Raw genomic sequence first — 18,306 nt, 5'->3', positions numbered from 1 at the left:
GATGCCGCCTTCGCGGGCAAGCCCGCTCCCACATTGGAATGCATTCCCCTGTGGGAGCGGGTTTGCTCGCGAATGTCTCAAGAACACCGCAAATTCAACTGGACTGAATAATGCTCAACCGCTCACCCACCACCATTTCCGTGATCCAGTCCACCAGGATCGAGGTGTAGGCCTGCTGGGCAACCGGGTCGGTCAAGGCGTGGTCGGCGCCGTCGATGATGCGGTGGGTCAAGGAGTGCGTCTGCTGACACGCCGCCCGGTAACTCATGATCGTCGCATGGGGAATATGGTCGTCCGTCTCCGATTCCACCAGCAACACATCCCCGGTAAATGCCGCGCAGGCATGCAGTGCCCGGTTGTTGGCGGCATGCACCAGGGTGCTGCGGTAATCGAGCAAATCCACCTTGTCCAGTTCGCGCTTGGGCGTGTGCCACTGTTCGTCGCGGTACAGCGCCGGCACCCGCAGCGCCAGCCAGCGCACCGGGCGCAATGAGGTGAGGATCGCCGCCAGGTAACCGCCATAACTGGTGCCGACCACCGCAATCGCAGAGGTGTCGAGCGCCGGGTGGGCGAGCAAGCGGTCGTAAGCGGCGAGCAAGTCCCGCAGGTTGTCTTCACGGGTTACCTTCGACAGCGCAAGGCCGGTGCCGCCGGTGTGGCCGCGCAGGTCGAAGGTCAGGCAGACACAGCCCAGGCCGGCGATGCCTTTGGCCCGTTCCAGGTCCCGCTCCTGACTGCCGCCCCAGCCATGCACGAACAGCACGCCCGGGACTTTCGATTTGGGGCTGAGGAAATGCCCGGTCATTTGTTCGCCGTCGATGTCGATTTCAATGGTTTCGCTTCTAGCCGTCATAGGATTTGACCGTTACGTACTTGAGAAGAAAATCGCCGTTTTCAGCGGGGCCGCGATAGACCTCGATCGCGTCCGCAGGCAGTGGTTGGTCGATGTAGGTTTCCACCGAAGACACACGGATCGCACGCATCCCCGGATCGTTGACGAAGCTCTGCAACGCCGCGACTTCGGCGCTGCTGGCGCCGCCCATGCGCCAGGATTGTTCGAGCACGCCGCTGCGCTGTTTGCCGCTGCTGTCCAGGCCCTGGGCGATGTCGTAATTGCGCCGCGAAGCATAGAAACCCGGGTAAGCCTCGTCCGCCGCGCTGTCGAACACCTGGGCTTGCTGGATCGCCAGGCGCACGTCTTCGGGCAATTCCAGCTCCAGCAAGTCTTCGTAGTAACCCTGAACCACCAGCAGATTGGACCCGCCATAAACCTGTTCGCCCTGCCCGTCTTCGGTCAAGTATTGATCACCGCAGTAACTCAGCACCTTGTCGCCGATAAACGTCTGGCCGACGCTGTGGGTAATCACTTGTTCGAGGTGCTGCTCCAACACCACGCCTTCGCTGAATAGCTGTTCGACGTCGGGCCGGGCGAGGATGGTGTCGAACTGGTCGAGGCTTTTGATCAGCTCCTGGCCGCGTCCGGCACAGGCATGAATGGGTTTGAGGCGGATAGGGCCGCTGTAGAGCAAGTGCTCCGCCGCTGGCCGCGCATCCGCCAGGGAAAACACGCTGAGGCCATCGAGAACAACATTGCGCACCCGTTCGCAAAACAGCGGCGACCAACCCTCCGGCGCCAGCGCATCGCGATTGAGCAAACCGTGGCTGATGGCTTTGGTGCAGATGAAGTCGTGATCGACATAACCGCCCCACAGATCTTCCGGCCCCTTGACGCCGAACTGAAGCGCGGCGGCGGCACCGACCAGCGTCTGGGTCGGCAACAGGTACAAGTCACGTCCGCTGTGGGATTCGCGATCGAAGCTGCCGCCGAATTTGAGCCCGAGGATTTGCGCCAGCCAACGGGCCAGGGCGCGATTGGTCTCGACTTCGTGCTGCGGGGCTTCGGGCCGCACGGAATGGGCAACGACCAGTTTTTTGCGATTTGTTGGGGTCATGCGTCCCCCTTCAATCTGCGCTGATGGGTGTGGCTTGATGGGTGCAGAGATCAAGCCAAGGCTCGCCGAAAAGAAACGGCTTTCGGATCAGTCGTTTGGGTAAACGGTGATGGCTTTAGGCCCGTTTTAATCTGCACGACTTACTTCAAGCCTAGAGCATTTTGCACGATCGGAAGACTTACACCGTTCCCCTGTGGGAGCGGGCTTGCTCGCGAAGGCGGTGTGTCAGCCAGCATCAATGTCTCTGATACACCGCATTCGCGAGCAAGCCCGCTCCCACAGCTAGGTCGGCGGTGTGGGTGGTTAGCGCGCCACGCTTACGGGCGGTGTCACCCCAAACCGCGCCCGATAATCACTCGGCGCCAACCCGGTGATTTTCTTGAACGTCGCCCGAAACGCGCTCGGGTCTTGATAACCCACGGTCCAGGCGATGTGGTCGATGGTGCCGTTGGTGAACTCCAACATCTCCCGGGCCTTGCCCACCCGCAGATGCTGGCAGTACTCGGTCGGTTTGAGCCCGGTCGCTGCGCGGAAGCGACGCAGGAAGGTGCGCTCTTCCAGCCCGGCCCGCTCGGCCATCGCCGTCAGCGAAACATCGGTGGCGCCGGTGCTTTGCAGCCAATGCTGGACCTTGAGAATCGAGGCGTCGCCGTGGCTGAGGATCGGCGCAAAGTTGCTGCCGCACTGGCTCGCGCTGTCGCTGTGCTCCACCACCAGAAACCGCGCGGTGCCGCTGGCGATGCTCGGCCCGAGCAGGCGATCGACCATGCGCAAGCCCAGCTCGGACCAGGCCATCAGCCCGGCGGTGGTGATCAGGTCACCGTCATCGACGATGGGCGTGTCAGCCAGGAGCCTGATCGACGGATAACGTTCGGCAAAGGTTTTGGCGGAGGTCCAGTGGGTGGTGGCGCTGCGACCGTCGAGCAATCCGCTTTCGGCCAGCAGGATCGAGCCCACGCACACGCCGCCCAGGGTCGCGCCCTGGGCATGTTGCTGGCGAATCCAGCGAATCAATCCCTGGGGCGCCTGGCTTTCGGAGAATCCACCAATCGACGGCGGGATCATCACCGCCACCAAAGCGTTGTCCGGGCCGGGATGGCTGTCGTACACCCGCTCGGGCACCTGATCGCCCTCGCCCCGCCAGTGACTGACCCGCAACAGCGGCAACTGCGCCGCCTGATGCTCGGCCGCAATGCGATTGGCGACCCCGAACAGGTCCGTCAACCCATGCACCGCCGCCATCTGCGCGCCGGGATAGATCAGCACGCCCAGCTCGGCGACTGCCCTTTCTAAGCCCATTGTCAGTTTTCCCCCTTCTATTGTCGGTGCGGCCAATCCTCGAATGGTCGGCCAGCGCCAATACTTCATTCCACACCAACACACACTTCGAGGAAACACCCATGGCCAAGCAAGCGCTCATCGTAGTTGATATCCAGAACGACTACTTCCCCCAAGGCAAATGGCCGTTGGTCGGCGCCGATGCCGCAGCCGACAACGCCGTGCGCCTGATCCAGGCCTTCCGCGACGCCGGTGATCCGGTGGTGCATATCCGCCACGAATTTACCTCCGATGCCGCGCCGTTCTTCACGCCGGGCTCCGACGGCGCAAAGCTGCACCCCAAAGTTCTCAACCGTCCTGACGAGCCGGTGGTGCTCAAGCATTTCGTCAACTCTTTCCGTGAAACCGAACTGGAAGCGATCCTTGACGAGCAAGGCATCGAAAACCTGGTGGTGGTCGGCAGCATGAGCCACATGTGCGTCGATGGCATCACCCGCGCCGCCGCCGACCTGGGCTACGGCGTGACCGTGATCCACGATGCCTGCGCCACCCGCGACCTGGAGTTCAACGGCGTTACGGTGCCGGCCGCCCATGTTCACGCAGCCTTCATGTCAGCGCTGGGGTTTGCGTATGCCAGCGTGGTGTCTGCCGAGGAATTTCTCGCCGGCTGACATCATCGAAACAACTGGTTAAACAAAAAGGCCCGCTGCGCTCCCTCGCTGCGGGCCTTTGTATTTCCGTTCGTAAAAAATCTCACGCGTGAGCTATTGAGGGCCATCTGGAATCACTGTAGTGTTTCTCACGCGTGAGATTTTCACAACGGAGTCACCAGTATGAATAGTCGCTCTCCATCAGGTCCGCCTGCCGAGCCTGTTACCGATACAGCGAGCCGCAAGGGAGAGCGCTCGAAACCGTCCGCGAAAAAACCGTCGAGCTTCTATATGAAGCAGATGCGCGCAGGACTGGGTGCCGCCGGTTATGTGAAACACGAGACTTGGGTGCTTCCCGAAAATCGAAGCCTGCTCAAGCAGATGGAGAAACAGCTACGCCAACCGATCCTGGCTGGCTCATTCATGTCGGAGAATTACATGAGCGCAGGTACTAACTGGAACATCGACCGCCTCTTCAACGCCTTCCAGGCCCTTGATGACGTGGTTTCCAAAGACATCACTCTGTCCCTCGTTCAGGGCTCCGAGTCAAGCATCAAGCTGGAAATGAATGACTTCGGCGGCTTGCCGATCTACATCGCGGTGGTGGGCGAACAGATCATCGTCGACACCGTGCTGGTGGACGTCGAATCGATCAAGGACGTACCGGCCTTCAACGACGCCGTACTGCGTAGCCGCGAGCTGTTCCCGCTGTCCTCGATCGGTATCGAGTCGATGCCCAACGGCCAGGTTGTCTACAACATGTTCGGCGCCTTGAGCTCCGATTCGAGCCTGACCAACGTCGTGACCGAGGTCAAAACCCTCGTCGACAACGTGCAGCGCGCCAGCGAAGCCTTTGAACGTTTCTTCCATTAATTTTTCAGGAATAGGGATTACCCAATGACTCAGTCCATTTGGAGCAAATTGTTCACCGCGCTGCGCGGCGGCGCCAGTGAAGTCGGCGAATCCATCGTCGACCAACAGGCCCTGCGTATCCTCGACCAGGAAATCCGCGACGCTGACGGCGCCTTGGCCAACGCCAAGCGCGAACTGGTCACTATCATGGCCAAGCACAAGCTGTCCGCTGATCGCGTGGCCGAATACAACGCCAAGATCAAGGACCTGGAAACCAAGGCCCTGGCCGCGATCCAGGCCAACCGTGAAGACCTGGCGATGGAAGTGGCCGAAGCCATTTCGACCCTGACCAACGAACTCGATGTCGAGCAGAAGCAAGCCACCGAATTCGGCGGCTATGCGGAAAACATGCGCAAAGACATCACCAAGGCCGAAAACCGCATCAAGAGCCTGCGCCAGCAAGTGGACATGGCCAAGGCCCGTGAAAGCGTGCAGAAAGCCCAAGTCAGCGCATCGATCGCCAGTGGCGGCGCCAACGGCAAGCTGGAAACCGCCGTCGGTACGTTGAACCGTTTGCAGGCCAAGCAGCAGCAACGCGCCGCTGAACTGCAAGCCCAGGATGAACTGGCCGACGCCTCGACCGGCACCGACCTGGAACGCAAACTGCGCGAAGCCGGGATTACCCCGGACACCGGCAGCGCCAATGCGATTCTGGAACGCCTGAAGCAGAAATCGGCTGAGTAATCAGGCCGGACGCATAACCTAACCTGTGGGAGCGGGCTTGCTCGCGAAAGCGGTGTGTCATTGAGCATTAGTGTTGCCTGACACGACGCCTTCGCGAGCAAGCTCGCTCCCACATGGATTGCATGTGTTCAATTTTTTCTCGAGTCGAGGTCAAGGATGGATGCCCTGAAGGGTTTCAAGACAATCGCTGGCCTGGCGATTTTCATGGTCGCGCTGCAAGTGCTCAACGCCGTCACCAGCTACAGCCTTCTCGCATTTGGCCTGGTCCCACGGACACTCTACGGACTGCCCGGCATCCTCACTTCGCCTTTCCTCCACGCGTCTTTCGCGCACTTGAGCGCGAACCTGATTCCCTTTTTGATCCTCGGCACGCTGGTCATCATCGACGGGCTCCAGCGCTTTATCGCCGTCAGCGCAATCATCATCGGCCTGGGTGGCTTGCTGGTGTGGCTGTTCGGTTTTTCCGGCGTGCACATCGGCGCCAGCGGCTGGGTGTTCGGGCTGTGGGCGTACATCCTGTCCCGCGCCTGGTTCCAGCACAGTTGGGGCAATCTGATTACCGCCGTTGTCGTCGCCTTGTTGTATGGCGGCCTGGTGTTTGGCTTCCTGCCGCGCCAGGGCGTTTCCTTCGAAGGCCATCTCGCCGGGGCCTTCGCCGGATTTATTGCAGCCAAGGTACTTCTCTCGGCGCCCGGCAAAAGGTTTAATGCCGCCCGGTGATGCAGATTCGGGCCGCACGCATTGCCTGGAACGAGTATTCCCACGGAGTCAGGGACGCCATGTCGATTTTCCTTCTATTACGCGTGTATGCCGCGACGTTCTTCCACCGCTTCGGCTGGGCAGGACTGGCGATTGCCTTGGGCATCCACCTGAGCACGGCTTACCTCGGCCTGGTGCTTCTGGGCGAACAACACCTCACCGCCCCCGCCACGTTTACCTACTTCTATCTCACCACCACGCTGACGGTCGGCTACGGCGATCTCGCGCCACAAACAGCCGCCGGACGCGTTTTTGTGGCCACCTGGATCATGCTCGGCGGCATTGCGCTGCTGACCGCAGCCATCGGCAAAACCACCAGCAGCGTTATCGATGTATGGAGAAAAGGCATGAAGGGTAAAGGCGATTTCACCGGCAAGTCCGGCCATACAGTGCTGATTGGCTGGGAAGGTTCGTCCAGCGAGCGGGTTATCGACTTGCTGTTGGAGGATGAAACCTCCAACGACAACCTGATCGTCATCTGCGATTGCGACCTTGAAGAAAACCCGATGCCGGGCAAGGCCTCCTTTATCAAAGGCGAAAGCCTGTCCTCCAGCGCGCTGCTGATACGCGCCGGCGTGCCCGGTGCCGAGCGGGTGCTGGTGCGTACCCATTCCGACGATCTGACCCTGGCCACCGTGCTGGCGGTCAATCAACTGAATCCGGTCGGGCACGTGGTCGCGCACTTCAATGAAAGCGAAATCGCCGCCCTTGCCAGTTCCTACGCGCCGAGCCTGGAATGCACGTCGAGCATGGCCATCGAAATGCTGGTGCGCGCATCCCAGGATCCGGGCTCGTCAGTGGTCATCAGTGAGTTACTGTGCGTAGGCCAGGGCGCCACGCAATACCTGATGAAACTGCCACAAGACTATGTGGCAACATTCGGCGAGCTGTATGCGCGCATGAAAGACCGCCACAACGCGACCCTCATCGGCTATCGCGCCAAGGGTGAGCAACAACCTTCGATCAATCCGCCCAACGCCACGCGCATTGAGGGCGGTGAACTCTTCTACATCGCCTCCACTCGCCTCAAGGAGATCTCCAATGGGATGGTTTAAACAGTTAATGGGGCTTGAGGCCCCGGCCCCGACGAACTCGCAGTGGACCGAAAATGACACCGTGCCGGTGACGGGCGCCCTGGGCCTGGCACAGGGCAAGGGGTTGATGTTCGACACCACCCTGCGATTGCTGCTCGACGAAAAAACCACCGTGACCATCCCGGTGCAATCGCAGCAGATCTGGAGCGTCGGCACCGTTGACCTCGGGCAGTCGACCTGGCTCTCGCGCTATTACATGAACGACGAAGACTATTGGCTGCAAGTCCACACCACGGGCGATGTCGCCGGGCAGGTCGAGTCGGTGATCCTGTTCAATTACCTCAGCTACGTGACCATCACCAGCGAAGCGGAATTGCGTCGCCTGGCCGGCCCGCAAAGCCTGATCGGGCTGCCGACCTACACCCACAACGGCGTCGAATACACCCGGGAATGGGGCACCGAAAACGGCCAGACCGAGTTGGTCCCGCTCAGTGAAAAGGTACGTAACCCGGACGAGTCCTACGTCATCGAGCACCGTTCGATGCTGTACGCCCGCGACACCGGCCTGACCGACCGTCGCGAACTGCTGCTGTTTTCCGTGGAAGAAGACTCGGAAGGCACCATCAGCTTGAGCACTTCGCTGGGTATTTCCCTGTACACCACCGACCTGAACGTTCTTTAAAAAGGAAGATTCCCCATGCTAGAAGCGCTCTCCATTTCCCTGAACAAAGCCGCCGTCCTCGGGTTTGTGACCTACATCATTGGCGCCGCCGTGCTGTTCGCGCTGTTCCAGTTCATCTACACCCGCATCACGCCGCACAAGGAGTTCGAACTGATCCGCTCGGGCAACGTTGCGGCGGCGATTGCCCTGGGGGGCGCGATCATCGGTTTCGCCATTCCGGCGAGCAACGTGATTGCCTACTCGATCAGCATCCTCGACTTCGTGGTCTGGGCCGTGATTGCCGCGTTCGTCCAACTGCTGGCGTTCCTGATGACCAGCCTGGTGCTCAAGGGCACCTCCGAGCGCATACGCAATGGTGAAATCGCTGCCGGCATCTACGTCGCAGCCGTGGCCATCAGCGTCGGCATGCTCAACGCCGCGTGCATGACCCCTTCCCAGAACTGATCGCGCCAACGGAGATCGTGATGAAACGAAGCAAGTACGTTCAGCTCTCGCTGGCCGCGTCGGTCGCCATGGCGATCTCAGGCTGCGGGCCGGCGGAAAAAACCTACGAGATACACAAGAAGTACAACTTCCAGTCCGTGCAGCAGTGCGCCGATGAAAAGCTGCCAGTCGACGTCTGTTCCGACGCCTACATGAAGGCCATGGCCGAGCATCGCCGCATCGCGCCGGTGTACGACAACCAGGCCGATTGCGACGCCGATTTCGTTGCAGACTGGTGCCAGCAGGATTCCGCCGGCAAGTTCATCCCCAAGCTCGGCGGTTTCGAACTGAACGCCGATGGCGAGGTGACGCAAGCCGAAGTGGACGCGGCCAAGGCCAAATTGCCCGCCTCGGAAGCGAGCGCCGTCGGTGGTTCGGGCTTCTCCGGCAGCAGCCTGCTGACCGGTCTGCTGATCGGCAACATGCTCAGCGGCAACCGCAGCAGCTACTACTCCGAGCCGGTTTACCGCTACCGCGATGATCGCGGCAGCTACTCGAACTCGACGCTCAGCCAGCGCATCTCCAGCGGTTCGACCTTCAACCGGTCCAACCAGGCGCGCTACGGCAGCAGTAACTACGCCGACACCGTCAGCCGCAGCAAGGCAGCCACTGTTTCCTCGGCCACCTCCCGCGGCGGTTTCGGCAGCCAGGCCAGTGCACGCAGCGGCTGGGGCGGCTCGGGCAAGAGTTCCGGCGGCTCAAGCAGTTAAGGAATAGGGCCATGAAGAAAATTCTCTGCGCAGAGCGTCATGACTGGAAACAGACCGCCGAAAGTCTCGGCTTTATGTTCCACACCATCGACGACGAACCTTACTGGGACGAGAGCGCGTATTACCAGTTCACGCTCAAGCAGATCGAGAACGACCTCGAAGACCCGACCACCGAGCTTCATGAGATGTGCATGGACCTGGTGGCCCGCGTGGTGCACAGCGAGGAATTGCTGGATCGCCTGAGCATTCCCGCGCCGTTCTACGACCTGGTTCGCACTTCATGGCTCGAAGGCCATCCGCACCTGTACGGGCGCATGGATTTCTCCTACAACGGCACGGGTCCGGCCAAGTTGCTGGAACTCAACTACGACACGCCGACCAGTCTGTATGAAGCGTCGGCGTTTCAGTGGGGCTGGCTGGAGCAATGCATCGAACGCGGCCTGCTGCCCAAGCACGCTGACCAGTTCAACAGCATCGACACCAAGCTGCACCAGGCCTTTGCCCAGTTGCAGCTCAAGCAGCCGTTCTATTTCGCCTCGATGAAAGATTCGGTCGAAGACAAAGGCACCACCGACTACCTGCGCCTGATCGCGGAAAAGGTCGGCATCGAATCCCGGCACATCGACCTCGAAGACATCGGCCTGACCAGTGACGGACGTTTCGTCGATCTTGAAGATCGCTGGATTCCACACCTGTTCAAGCTGCATGCCTGGGAATTCATCTTCCACGAACCATTTGGCGCCGCGATCGCCCAGAGCGATACGCAGTTTTTCGAGCCGGCCTGGAAAGCGATCATCTCCAACAAGGGCATCCTGCCGTTGCTGTGGGAGTTCAACCAAGGTCACCCGAACCTGCTCGCGGCGCACCTGGATACCGATCCGAACAAAGCCGTGCCCAAGGGTTGGGTGCGCAAGCCGTTTTTCTCCCGGGAAGGCGCCAACATCGAGCTGCAAACCGCCGATGGTCTGATCGTGAAAGAGGACGGGCCCTACACGGATGCGCCGTTTATCCTTCAAGAGTTTGCGCCGTTGCCGCAGTTTGGCGACAGCTTCACGCTGGTGGGCTCCTGGGTGATTGGCGACCAGGCGGCCGGCATCGGCGTACGAGAAGACAACAGCCTGATCACCAAGGATTCGAGCCGGTTTCTGCCGCACCTGATTCTTGATTGATCCGTCCTTTGCCTGCAAAAAAACCCGGTGCCGTGCATCGGGCTTTCGGGTGAAACAGACTCTGGACCCGACAACGACAAGACATACGTCTGAAAAGCCGGATAATGGCGGCCAATTCGTCCGCCGTTATGCTGGTAATCCCCCATGGAAATCAAGGTCAACTTTCTCGACAACCTTCGACTTGAAGCCAAGTTCGACGACTTCACGGTGGTGGCCGATCAACCTATCCGCTACAAGGGCGATGGCTCGGCACCGGGTCCGTTCGATTACTTTCTGGCTTCGTCGGCGTTGTGTGCGGCGTATTTCGTGAAGTTGTACTGCGACACTCGCAGCATTCCCACCGAAAACATCCGCCTGTCGCAGAACAACATTGTTGATCCGGAAAACCGCTACAACCAGATTTTCAAGATTCAGGTCGAGCTGCCTGCGGACATTTCCGACAAGGACCGCCAAGGCATCCTGCGCTCCATCGACCGCTGCACCGTGAAAAAAGTGGTGCAGGCCGGGCCTGAGTTTGTCATCGAAGAAGTCGATAACCTCGACGCAGACGCCCAGGCATTGCTGATGCCGGCGTACAGTTCCGAGGCGAGCACTTTTATTGCCGGCAAGGACCTGCCGCTGGAGCAGACCATCGCCAATATATCGGCCATCCTGGCGGACCTGGGCATGAAGATTGAAATCGCTTCGTGGCGCAATATCGTGCCCAACGTGTGGTCGCTGCACATCCGCGACGCACACTCGCCGATGTGTTTCACCAACGGCAAGGGCGCGACCAAAGAAGGCGCGCTGGCGTCGGCGCTGGGCGAGTTTATCGAGCGACTCAACTGCAACTTCTTCTACAACGACCAGTTCTGGGGCGAAGACATCGCCAACGCGCCGTTTGTGCATTACCCGGACGAGCGCTGGTTCAAGCCTGGCCGCAAAGATGCACTGCCGGCCGAAATTCTCGACGAGTACTGCCTGAAGATTTACAACCGCGACGGCGAGTTGCGCGGCTCCCATCTGATCGACACCAACTCGGGCAACGAAGAACGCGGCATCTGCTCGCTGCCGTACGTGCGCCAGTCCGACGGCGAAGTGGTGTATTTCCCGTCCAACCTGATCGAAAACCTGTTCCTGAGCAACGGCATGAGTGCCGGCAACACACTGGCCGAAGCCCAGGTGCAGTGCCTGTCGGAGATTTTCGAGCGCGCGGTCAAACGCGAAATCATCGAAGGCGAATTCGCCCTGCCGGACGTACCGGCCGAGGTGCTGGCGAAGTACCCCGGAATCCTGGCCGGTATCCAGGCACTGGAAGAACAAGGCTTCCCGGTGCTGGTGAAGGATGCGTCCCTGGGCGGTGAATTCCCGGTGATGTGCGTCACGTTGATGAACCCGCGCACCGGCGGTGTGTTCGCCTCGTTCGGCGCGCACCCAAGCCTGGAAGTGGCGCTGGAACGCAGCCTCACCGAATTGCTCCAGGGCCGCAGCTTCGAAGGCCTCAACGACCTGCCACAGCCGACCTTTGAAGGCCATGCGGTGACCGAGCCGAATAACTTCGTCGAGCACTTTATCGACTCCAGCGGCGTGGTGTCGTGGCGCTTCTTCAGTTCCAAGTCGGATTACGAATTCGTGGAGTGGGACTTCTCCGGGCAGGGTGAAAACTCGAACGCCGAGGAAGCCGCGACCTTGTTCGGCATTCTTAAAGCCATGGGCAAAGAATCGTACATGGCGGTCTACGAGCACATCGGCGCAACGGCGTGCCGCATCCTGGTGCCGGACTATTCGGAAATCTATCCTGCGGACGATTTGATCTGGGATAACACCAACAAAGCGCTGTTCTTCCGCGCCGACATCCTCAACCTGCATCGCCTGGACGAAGACGAACTGAAAGCGCTGGTCGAGCGTCTGGTGGAAAGCGAGCTGGACGACTACACCGACATCACCTCGTTGATCGGCATCGAATTTGACGACAACACGGCGTGGGGTCAGCTGACGATCCTGGAATTGAAACTGCTGATCTATCTCGCCCTGCAGCAATATGAAGAGGCGAAAGAGGCGGTAGAGATGTTCTTGCAGTACAACGACAACACGGTTGAGCGCGGCTTGTTCTACCAGGCGGTCAATGTGGTGCTGGAGATGAAACTGGACGAAGACCTGGAACTGGAAGACTACGAGGCTAATTTCCGCCGGATGTTTGGCAACGAGCGCACGGATGCCGCGATTGGATCGGTGGACGGCAGCGTACGCTTCCATGGCCTGACGCCGACCAGCATGAAACTGGAGGGGCTCGACCGGCACCTGCGGTTGATCGACAGCTACAAGAAGCTGCACACGGCCCGGGCCAACGTGACCGCTTCAACCCGTTAAACAGCGCCCACAAAAAAGCGAAGCCAGATGGCTTCGCTTTTTTTTGTTTACGGTTCTGAAAAAGCTACGGATCAGAACGGGATATCGTCATCAAAGCTGTCGAAATCCGGAGCCGGTTGCGGCGCTGCCTGCTGTGGCGGCGGAGCCTGGCGCGACTGTTGCGGAGCCGACTGCTGCGGGCGCGGAGCCTGCTGCTGGCGTGGGGCCGGAGCGGACTGCTGGTAGTTGTTGCCCCCACCTTGTTGGTCGCCCTGTTGTGGACGGCCGCCGAGCAGTTGCATGGTGCCTTGCATGTCGACCACGATTTCAGTGGTGTAACGCTTGATACCGTCTTTTTCCCACTCGCGGGTCTGCAGCTTGCCTTCGATGTAGACCTGCGAACCCTTGCGCAGGTATTCGCCGGCGATTTCGGCAACCTTGCCGAACATCGAAACACGGTGCCATTCGGTCTTCTCGACCTTCTGACCGGTTTGCTTGTCGGTCCACTGTTCGCTGGTCGCCAGACTCAGGTTGGTCACGGCGTTACCGTTAGGCAAGTAGCGAACTTCGGGATCCTGGCCGCAAGTGCCGACCAATATGACTTTGTTAACCCCACGGGCCATAACGTTCTCCTAGGCTACGCACGCTGCCTCGGCCGGGTTGTTCACCAGGCGCTCAAGGGTCGTGCGATCCAATAGTTCTGTGTCCAATTTGATGTAAATCGCCGCTTCGTCTGCGACGACCACTGCATCGGTTACCCCTACGACGGCCTTCAGGCGCTCAACCAGACCCGCTTCGCGGATCGCCTCGGGCGACAGCGGCAAGCGCAGACTCGTCACGTAGGGAGGTTCGCGCATGGTAACAGCAAAGGCCAGCCAGAGGGCAGCGAGACCCGCGCATCCAAGGAACACAACCGACAGACCGCCATGCTGAAACATCCAGCCGCCGAGGATACCGCCGAGTGCCGAACCGAGGAACTGGCTGGTGGAATAAACCCCCATCGCCGTACCCTTGCCGCCTGCTGGTGAAACCTTACTGATCAGCGAAGGCAATGAAGCTTCCAGTAGATTGAACGCGGTAAAGAACACCACCGTCCCGATCACCAGAGCCCGCAAGCTGTCGCCGAACTGCCAGAAGAATAGCTCAGTGAGCATCAGCGTCGCGACGGCGCCCAGCAAAACTCGTTTCATTTTGCGTCGCTTCTCGCCGTAGATGATGAACGGGATCATGGCGAAGAAGGAAATCAGCAGCGCGGTCAGGTACACCCACCAGTGCTGCTCCTTGGGCAGCCCGGCTTTTTCCACCAGGGCCAGGGGCAATGCGACGAAGCTCGACATCAACATCGCGTGCAACACAAAAATTCCCAGATCCAACCGTAACAGGTCTGGATGCTTGAGCGTCGGGATCAGCGCCTGGCGGGCAACGCCGGATTCGCGATGCTGCAACGGGCCAGTAGCGCGCGGCACCATGAACATCACGATGACGATGCCGAACAACGCCATGCCGCCAGTGGCGAGGAACAACCCGGACAGGCCGAAGGCACGGGTCAGCAAGGGGCCGACGACCATGGCGACGGCGAACGACAAGCCAATCGTCATGCCGATCATGGCCATCGCCTTGGTCCGGTGCTGCTCCCGGGTCAGGTCCGACAGCAACGCCATGACCGCCGCGGAAATCGCCCCGGCGCCTTGCAGGACGCGACCGGCGATTACGCCCCAGATCGAATCCGCATTGGCCGCCAATACGCTGCCCAGGGCGAAGACGATCAGCCCGAGGTAAATCACTGGACGTCGACCAATGCGGTCGGAGATGAAACCGAACGGAATCTGAAAAATCGCCTGAGTCAGGCCGTAAGCGCCAATCGCCAGCCCGATGAGGGCCGGGGTCGCTCCCGCCAGATCCATGCCATAGGTCGCCAGTACCGGCAACACCATGAACATGCCAAGCATACGGAAGGCGAACACCAGGGCCAGACCGCTGGCTGCGCGGGTCTCACTGCCACTCATGCGTTCGCTGTGGGGATCGTGCATGGAAAAACCTCATGTGAACCGGCGGCGATTCTACCAGTCCCATCGATTGACGGGGTATATCGCGACGCTATGACGCGCATAGATGACGCAGTCTTCATGTAAGCCTGCGCGCCCTGCATTTGATAGTGTGCATCCATCCAGTATTTGGCCGTATACTCCTACGTTTTCGACGCCCGCCGAGCGAGGCCACTTTGGACAAGATCCTGATTCGTGGGGCCCGAACCCACAACCTGAAGAACATCGACCTGACCCTGCCACGGGACAAACTGATCGTCATCACCGGCCTGTCCGGATCCGGCAAGTCGTCCCTGGCTTTCGACACGCTATACGCCGAAGGCCAGCGCCGCTACGTCGAATCGCTGTCGGCCTACGCCCGGCAGTTCCTGTCGATGATGGAAAAGCCTGACGTCGACACCATCGAAGGCCTGTCGCCGGCGATTTCCATCGAACAGAAGTCGACCTCGCACAACCCGCGTTCGACGGTCGGCACCATCACCGAAATCTACGACTACCTGCGCCTGCTGTACGCCCGCGTCGGTATTCCGCGCTGCCCGGACCACGACATTCCACTGGAAGCCCAGACTGTCAGCCAGATGGTTGACCTGGTGATGGCGCAACCGGAAGGCAGCAAACTGATGCTGCTGGCGCCGGTGATTCGCGAGCGCAAAGGCGAGCATCTGTCGGTCTTCGAAGAACTGCGCGCCCAGGGTTTTGTCCGTGCCCGTGTCAACGGCCGGCTCTGCGAGCTGGATGAGTTGCCGAAGCTGGATAAACAGAAGAAGCATTCGATTGATGTGGTGGTCGACCGCTTCAAGGTCCGCGCCGATCTGCAACAGCGCCTGGCCGAATCCTTCGAGACGGCGCTGAAACTGGCGGACGGTATCGCCCTGGTGGCACCGATGGACGACGAGCCCGGCGAAGAGATCATCTTCTCCGCCCGTTTCGCCTGCCCGATCTGCGGCCACGCCATCAGCGAACTCGAACCCAAGCTGTTCTCCTTCAACAACCCCGCCGGTGCCTGCCCGACTTGCGATGGCCTGGGGGTTAAGCAATTCTTCGACATCAAGCGACTGGTGAATGGCGAACTGACCCTGGCCGAAGGCGCGATTCGCGGCTGGGACAGGCGTAACGTCTATTACTTCCAGATGCTCGGGTCGCTGGCGTCCCACTACAAGTTCAGCCTGGAAGTGCCGTTCAACGACCTGCCGGCCGATCAGCAGAAATTCATCCTGCACGGCAGCGGTTCGCAGAACGTCGACTTCAAGTACCTGAACGACCGTGGCGATATCGTCAAACGCTCGCACCCGTTCGAAGGCATCGTGCCGAACCTGGAACGCCGCTACCGCGAAACCGAGTCCGCCTCGGTGCGTGAAGAGCTGGCCAAGTTCCTCAGCACCCAGCCATGCCCGGATTGCCGTGGCACGCGGCTGCGTCGCGAGGCGCGGCACGTTTGGGTCGGCGAGAAGACCTTGCCGGCGGTGACTAACCTGCCAATCGGCGACGCCTGTGAATATTTCGGCGGGCTGAAGCTGACCGGACGCCGTGGCGAAATTGCCGACAAGATCCTTAAGGAAATCCGCGAGCGCCTGCAGTTCCTGGTTAACGTCGGGCTCGACTACTTGTCGCTGGATCGCAGCGCCGACACCTTGTCCGGCGGTGAAGCCCAGCGTATTCGTCTGGCCAGCCAGATTGGCGCAGGTCTGGTCGGGGTTCTGTACATCCTCGATGAACCGTCGATTGGCCTGCACCAGCGGGACAACGATCGTTTGCTCGGCACCCTCAAGCACCTGCGGGACATCGGCAACACGGTGATTGTGGTCGAGCACGACGAAGACGCGATTCGCCTGGCGGACTATGTGGTGGACATTGGCCCGGGGGCCGGCGTGCATGGCGGCCACATTGTTGCTGAAGGCACCCCAGCGGAAGTCATGGCTCACCCGGATTCGCTGACCGGCAAGTACCTGTCAGGCCGGGTGAAGATTGCCGTGCCGGCCAAACGTACGCCGCGTAACAAGAAGATGACCTTGTCGCTCAAGGGCGCTCGCGGCAATAACCTGCGCAATGTCGATCTGGAGATTCCGCTGGGTCTGCTGACCTGCGTGACTGGCGTGTCCGGTTCGGGCAAATCGACGCTGATCAACAACACTCTGTTCCCGCTGAGCGCCACGGCACTCAACGGCGCCACGACCCTTGAAGCTGCCGCTCACGACAGCATCAAGGGCCTGGAGCATTTGGACAAGGTGGTCGATATCGACCAGAGCCCGATTGGCCGCACACCGCGTTCCAACCCGGCGACCTACACCGGGTTGTTCACACCGATTCGCGAGTTGTTCGCCGGCGTACCGGAGTCGCGCTCCCGTGGTTACGGCCCGGGGCGTTTCTCCTTCAACGTCAAGGGCGGGCGCTGCGAAGCGTGTCAGGGCGATGGCCTGATCAAGGTTGAAATGCACTTCCTGCCGGACATCTATGTCCCGTGCGACGTCTGCAAGAGCAAGCGCTACAACCGCGAAACCCTGGAGATCAAGTACAAGGGCAAGAACATCCACGAAACCCTCGAGATGACGATCGAGGAAGCACGGGTGTTCTTCGACGCGGTGCCGGCGCTGGCGCGTAAGCTGCAGACGTTGATGGACGTCGGCCTGTCTTACATCAAGCTCGGGCAGTCGGCGACCACGCTGTCCGGCGGCGAAGCCCAGCGGGTGAAACTGTCCCGCGAGCTGTCCAAGCGCGATACCGGCAAGACCCTGTATATCCTCGATGAGCCGACCACCGGCCTGCACTTCGCGGATATCCAGCAATTGCTCGACGTGCTGCATCGCCTGCGTGACCACGGCAACACAGTGGTGGTGATCGAGCACAACCTGGACGTGATCAAGACTGCCGACTGGTTGGTGGATCTTGGGCCGGAAGGTGGTTCCAAGGGCGGGCAGATTATTGCCGTCGGTACGCCGGAAGAAGTCTCGGAGATGAAGCAGTCTCACACGGGCTTCTACCTCAAGCCGCTGCTGGCTCGCGACAAGGCCTGATCAAGCCCCATGAAAAAGCCCCTGTCACTTTATCGGTGACAGGGGCTTTTTTATGTCTTGCACCTGTAGGAGCAAAGCTTGCTCGCGAAGGCGATTTCTAAAAAGCCATCGCCGGCAAGCCGTGCTCCTGCAAAGCAGAATCAGGTATGCGATTGCAGGTAGTTCTCGAGACCGATCAACTTGATCAGACCCAACTGCTTCTCCAGCCAGTAGGTGTGATCTTCTTCGGTGTCGTTCAGCTGGATGCGCAGGATCTCGCGGCTGACGTAGTCCTTGTGCTGCTCGCAGAGCTCAATGCCCTTGCAGAGTGCGGCACGGACCTTGTATTCCAGTCGCAGATCGGCAGCGAGCATGTCAGGCACTGTGGTGCCGACATCCAGATCATCCGGACGCATACGTGGCGTGCCTTCGAGCATCAGGATACGACGCATCAGAGCATCGGCGTGCCCTGCTTCTTCTTCCATCTCGTGGTTGATTCGTTCGTAGAGCTTGGTGAATCCCCAGTCCTCATACATCCGCGAGTGAACGAAATATTGGTCACGCGCGGCCAGTTCGCCGGTCAGCAACGTGTTGAGGTAATCGATTACGTCTGGGTGGCCTTGCATCGCC

At 60.1% G+C, this 18,306-nt stretch carries 17 protein-coding genes; 11 read left to right on the top strand and 6 right to left on the bottom strand.

Annotation, left to right across the window (positions count from 1 at the left end):
* Nucleotides 1-94: 94 nt before the first annotated feature.
* The 3 genes from BK665_RS08035 to BK665_RS08025 form a co-directional block, all read right to left on the bottom strand.
* Nucleotides 95-853, bottom strand: coding sequence for an alpha/beta hydrolase family protein (locus BK665_RS08035; RefSeq protein ID WP_123404401.1), 759 nt, complete (start codon nt 851-853; stop codon nt 95-97).
* Nucleotides 843-1,952 carry a DUF3182 family protein gene (locus tag BK665_RS08030; protein WP_123404399.1) on the bottom strand — a complete coding sequence of 370 codons (1,110 nt, stop codon included), beginning with the start codon at nt 1,950-1,952 and terminating at the stop codon, nt 843-845. Before BK665_RS08030 ends, BK665_RS08035 begins: the two co-directional genes overlap by 11 nt.
* 303 nt (nt 1,953-2,255) lie before the next feature.
* The gene (locus BK665_RS08025; protein ID WP_123404397.1) at nt 2,256-3,251 is read right to left on the bottom strand and encodes a GlxA family transcriptional regulator; all 996 of its coding nucleotides are present in this window, start codon (nt 3,249-3,251) and stop codon (nt 2,256-2,258) included.
* 101 nt (nt 3,252-3,352) lie between these two features.
* Between BK665_RS08025 and BK665_RS08020 the strand changes: the two genes are divergently transcribed.
* The 10 genes from BK665_RS08020 to BK665_RS07970 all read left to right on the top strand — a co-directional run bounded on the left by BK665_RS08020 (nt 3,353) and on the right by BK665_RS07970 (nt 12,662).
* Nucleotides 3,353-3,901 carry a cysteine hydrolase family protein gene (locus tag BK665_RS08020; protein ID WP_123404395.1) on the top strand — a complete coding sequence of 183 codons (549 nt, stop codon included), beginning with the start codon at nt 3,353-3,355 and terminating at the stop codon, nt 3,899-3,901.
* Nucleotides 3,902-4,171: 270 nt separating this feature from the next.
* Nucleotides 4,172-4,753, top strand: a complete 582-nt coding sequence (locus tag BK665_RS08015) for a YjfI family protein (protein ID WP_123404393.1) — start codon at nt 4,172-4,174, stop codon at nt 4,751-4,753.
* 24 nt (nt 4,754-4,777) lie between these two features.
* Nucleotides 4,778-5,476, top strand: coding sequence for a PspA/IM30 family protein (locus tag BK665_RS08010; protein WP_123404391.1), 699 nt, complete (start codon nt 4,778-4,780; stop codon nt 5,474-5,476).
* A 156-nt stretch (nt 5,477-5,632) separates the two neighbouring features.
* The gene (locus tag BK665_RS08000) at nt 5,633-6,196 is read left to right on the top strand and encodes a rhomboid family intramembrane serine protease (protein ID WP_123404389.1); all 564 of its coding nucleotides are present in this window, start codon (nt 5,633-5,635) and stop codon (nt 6,194-6,196) included.
* Nucleotides 6,197-6,255: 59 nt separating this feature from the next.
* Nucleotides 6,256-7,290: an ion channel gene (locus BK665_RS07995; RefSeq protein WP_123404387.1), complete on the top strand. Its 1,035-nt coding sequence runs from the start codon at nt 6,256-6,258 to the stop codon at nt 7,288-7,290.
* Nucleotides 7,277-7,951 carry a DUF2491 family protein gene (locus BK665_RS07990; protein ID WP_123404385.1) on the top strand — a complete coding sequence of 225 codons (675 nt, stop codon included), beginning with the start codon at nt 7,277-7,279 and terminating at the stop codon, nt 7,949-7,951. Before BK665_RS07995 ends, BK665_RS07990 begins: the two co-directional genes overlap by 14 nt.
* Before the next feature lie 15 nt (nt 7,952-7,966).
* Complete coding sequence (locus tag BK665_RS07985; RefSeq protein ID WP_123404383.1) at nt 7,967-8,395, top strand: DUF350 domain-containing protein; 429 nt, start codon at nt 7,967-7,969, stop codon at nt 8,393-8,395.
* A 20-nt stretch (nt 8,396-8,415) separates the two neighbouring features.
* Nucleotides 8,416-9,144: a DUF1190 domain-containing protein gene (locus BK665_RS07980; RefSeq protein ID WP_123404381.1), complete on the top strand. Its 729-nt coding sequence runs from the start codon at nt 8,416-8,418 to the stop codon at nt 9,142-9,144.
* An 11-nt stretch (nt 9,145-9,155) separates the two neighbouring features.
* Nucleotides 9,156-10,313, top strand: coding sequence for a glutathionylspermidine synthase family protein (locus tag BK665_RS07975; RefSeq protein ID WP_123404379.1), 1,158 nt, complete (start codon nt 9,156-9,158; stop codon nt 10,311-10,313).
* Nucleotides 10,314-10,457: 144 nt separating this feature from the next.
* Nucleotides 10,458-12,662 carry an OsmC domain/YcaO domain-containing protein gene (locus BK665_RS07970; RefSeq protein WP_123404377.1) on the top strand — a complete coding sequence of 735 codons (2,205 nt, stop codon included), beginning with the start codon at nt 10,458-10,460 and terminating at the stop codon, nt 12,660-12,662.
* 71 nt (nt 12,663-12,733) lie between these two features.
* Here BK665_RS07970 and BK665_RS07965 read toward each other — a convergent pair whose 3' ends face one another.
* Together BK665_RS07965 and BK665_RS07960 are read right to left on the bottom strand one after the other, a co-directional pair.
* Nucleotides 12,734-13,264, bottom strand: a complete 531-nt coding sequence (locus BK665_RS07965) for a single-stranded DNA-binding protein (RefSeq protein ID WP_123404375.1) — start codon at nt 13,262-13,264, stop codon at nt 12,734-12,736.
* A gap of 9 nt (nt 13,265-13,273) precedes the next feature.
* The gene (locus BK665_RS07960) at nt 13,274-14,671 is read right to left on the bottom strand and encodes an MFS transporter (protein ID WP_123404373.1); all 1,398 of its coding nucleotides are present in this window, start codon (nt 14,669-14,671) and stop codon (nt 13,274-13,276) included.
* Nucleotides 14,672-14,862: 191 nt separating this feature from the next.
* On the opposite strand from BK665_RS07960, the gene uvrA reads away from it, so the two are divergent.
* A complete protein-coding gene (gene uvrA / locus BK665_RS07955; RefSeq protein WP_123404371.1) occupies nt 14,863-17,697 on the top strand; it encodes an excinuclease ABC subunit UvrA in 2,835 nt (944 codons plus the stop codon).
* 140 nt (nt 17,698-17,837) lie between these two features.
* Here uvrA and bfr read toward each other — a convergent pair whose 3' ends face one another.
* Entirely contained in the window at nt 17,838-18,302 is a 465-nt protein-coding gene (gene bfr, locus BK665_RS07950) for a bacterioferritin (RefSeq protein ID WP_123404369.1), read from the bottom strand.
* Nucleotides 18,303-18,306: the final 4 nt, after the last annotated feature.

The organism is Pseudomonas frederiksbergensis, assembly GCF_003732665.1.
Classification (GTDB): domain Bacteria; phylum Pseudomonadota; class Gammaproteobacteria; order Pseudomonadales; family Pseudomonadaceae; genus Aquipseudomonas; species Aquipseudomonas frederiksbergensis_G.
The sequence above is the reverse complement of the archived record's forward strand: the minus strand, read 5'-3'. Positions and strand labels throughout refer to the sequence as shown.

Coding starts and splice junctions, on each gene's coding strand:
- BK665_RS07970 (WP_123404377.1), top strand. CDS start 10,458: ATGGAAATCAAGGTCAACTTTCTCGACAACCTTCGACTTGAAGCCAAG.
- BK665_RS08035 (WP_123404401.1), bottom strand. CDS start 853: ATGACGGCTAGAAGCGAAACCATTGAAATCGACATCGACGGCGAACAA.
- BK665_RS07995 (WP_123404387.1), top strand. CDS start 6,256: ATGTCGATTTTCCTTCTATTACGCGTGTATGCCGCGACGTTCTTCCAC.
- BK665_RS08000 (WP_123404389.1), top strand. CDS start 5,633: ATGGATGCCCTGAAGGGTTTCAAGACAATCGCTGGCCTGGCGATTTTC.
- BK665_RS07985 (WP_123404383.1), top strand. CDS start 7,967: ATGCTAGAAGCGCTCTCCATTTCCCTGAACAAAGCCGCCGTCCTCGGG.
- BK665_RS07990 (WP_123404385.1), top strand. CDS start 7,277: ATGGGATGGTTTAAACAGTTAATGGGGCTTGAGGCCCCGGCCCCGACG.
- BK665_RS07960 (WP_123404373.1), bottom strand. CDS start 14,671: ATGCACGATCCCCACAGCGAACGCATGAGTGGCAGTGAGACCCGCGCA.
- BK665_RS08015 (WP_123404393.1), top strand. CDS start 4,172: ATGAAGCAGATGCGCGCAGGACTGGGTGCCGCCGGTTATGTGAAACAC.
- BK665_RS08025 (WP_123404397.1), bottom strand. CDS start 3,251: ATGGGCTTAGAAAGGGCAGTCGCCGAGCTGGGCGTGCTGATCTATCCC.
- BK665_RS07980 (WP_123404381.1), top strand. CDS start 8,416: ATGAAACGAAGCAAGTACGTTCAGCTCTCGCTGGCCGCGTCGGTCGCC.
- BK665_RS07975 (WP_123404379.1), top strand. CDS start 9,156: ATGAAGAAAATTCTCTGCGCAGAGCGTCATGACTGGAAACAGACCGCC.
- BK665_RS08010 (WP_123404391.1), top strand. CDS start 4,778: ATGACTCAGTCCATTTGGAGCAAATTGTTCACCGCGCTGCGCGGCGGC.
- BK665_RS08020 (WP_123404395.1), top strand. CDS start 3,353: ATGGCCAAGCAAGCGCTCATCGTAGTTGATATCCAGAACGACTACTTC.
- BK665_RS07965 (WP_123404375.1), bottom strand. CDS start 13,264: ATGGCCCGTGGGGTTAACAAAGTCATATTGGTCGGCACTTGCGGCCAG.
- bfr (WP_123404369.1), bottom strand. CDS start 18,302: ATGCAAGGCCACCCAGACGTAATCGATTACCTCAACACGTTGCTGACC.
- BK665_RS08030 (WP_123404399.1), bottom strand. CDS start 1,952: ATGACCCCAACAAATCGCAAAAAACTGGTCGTTGCCCATTCCGTGCGG.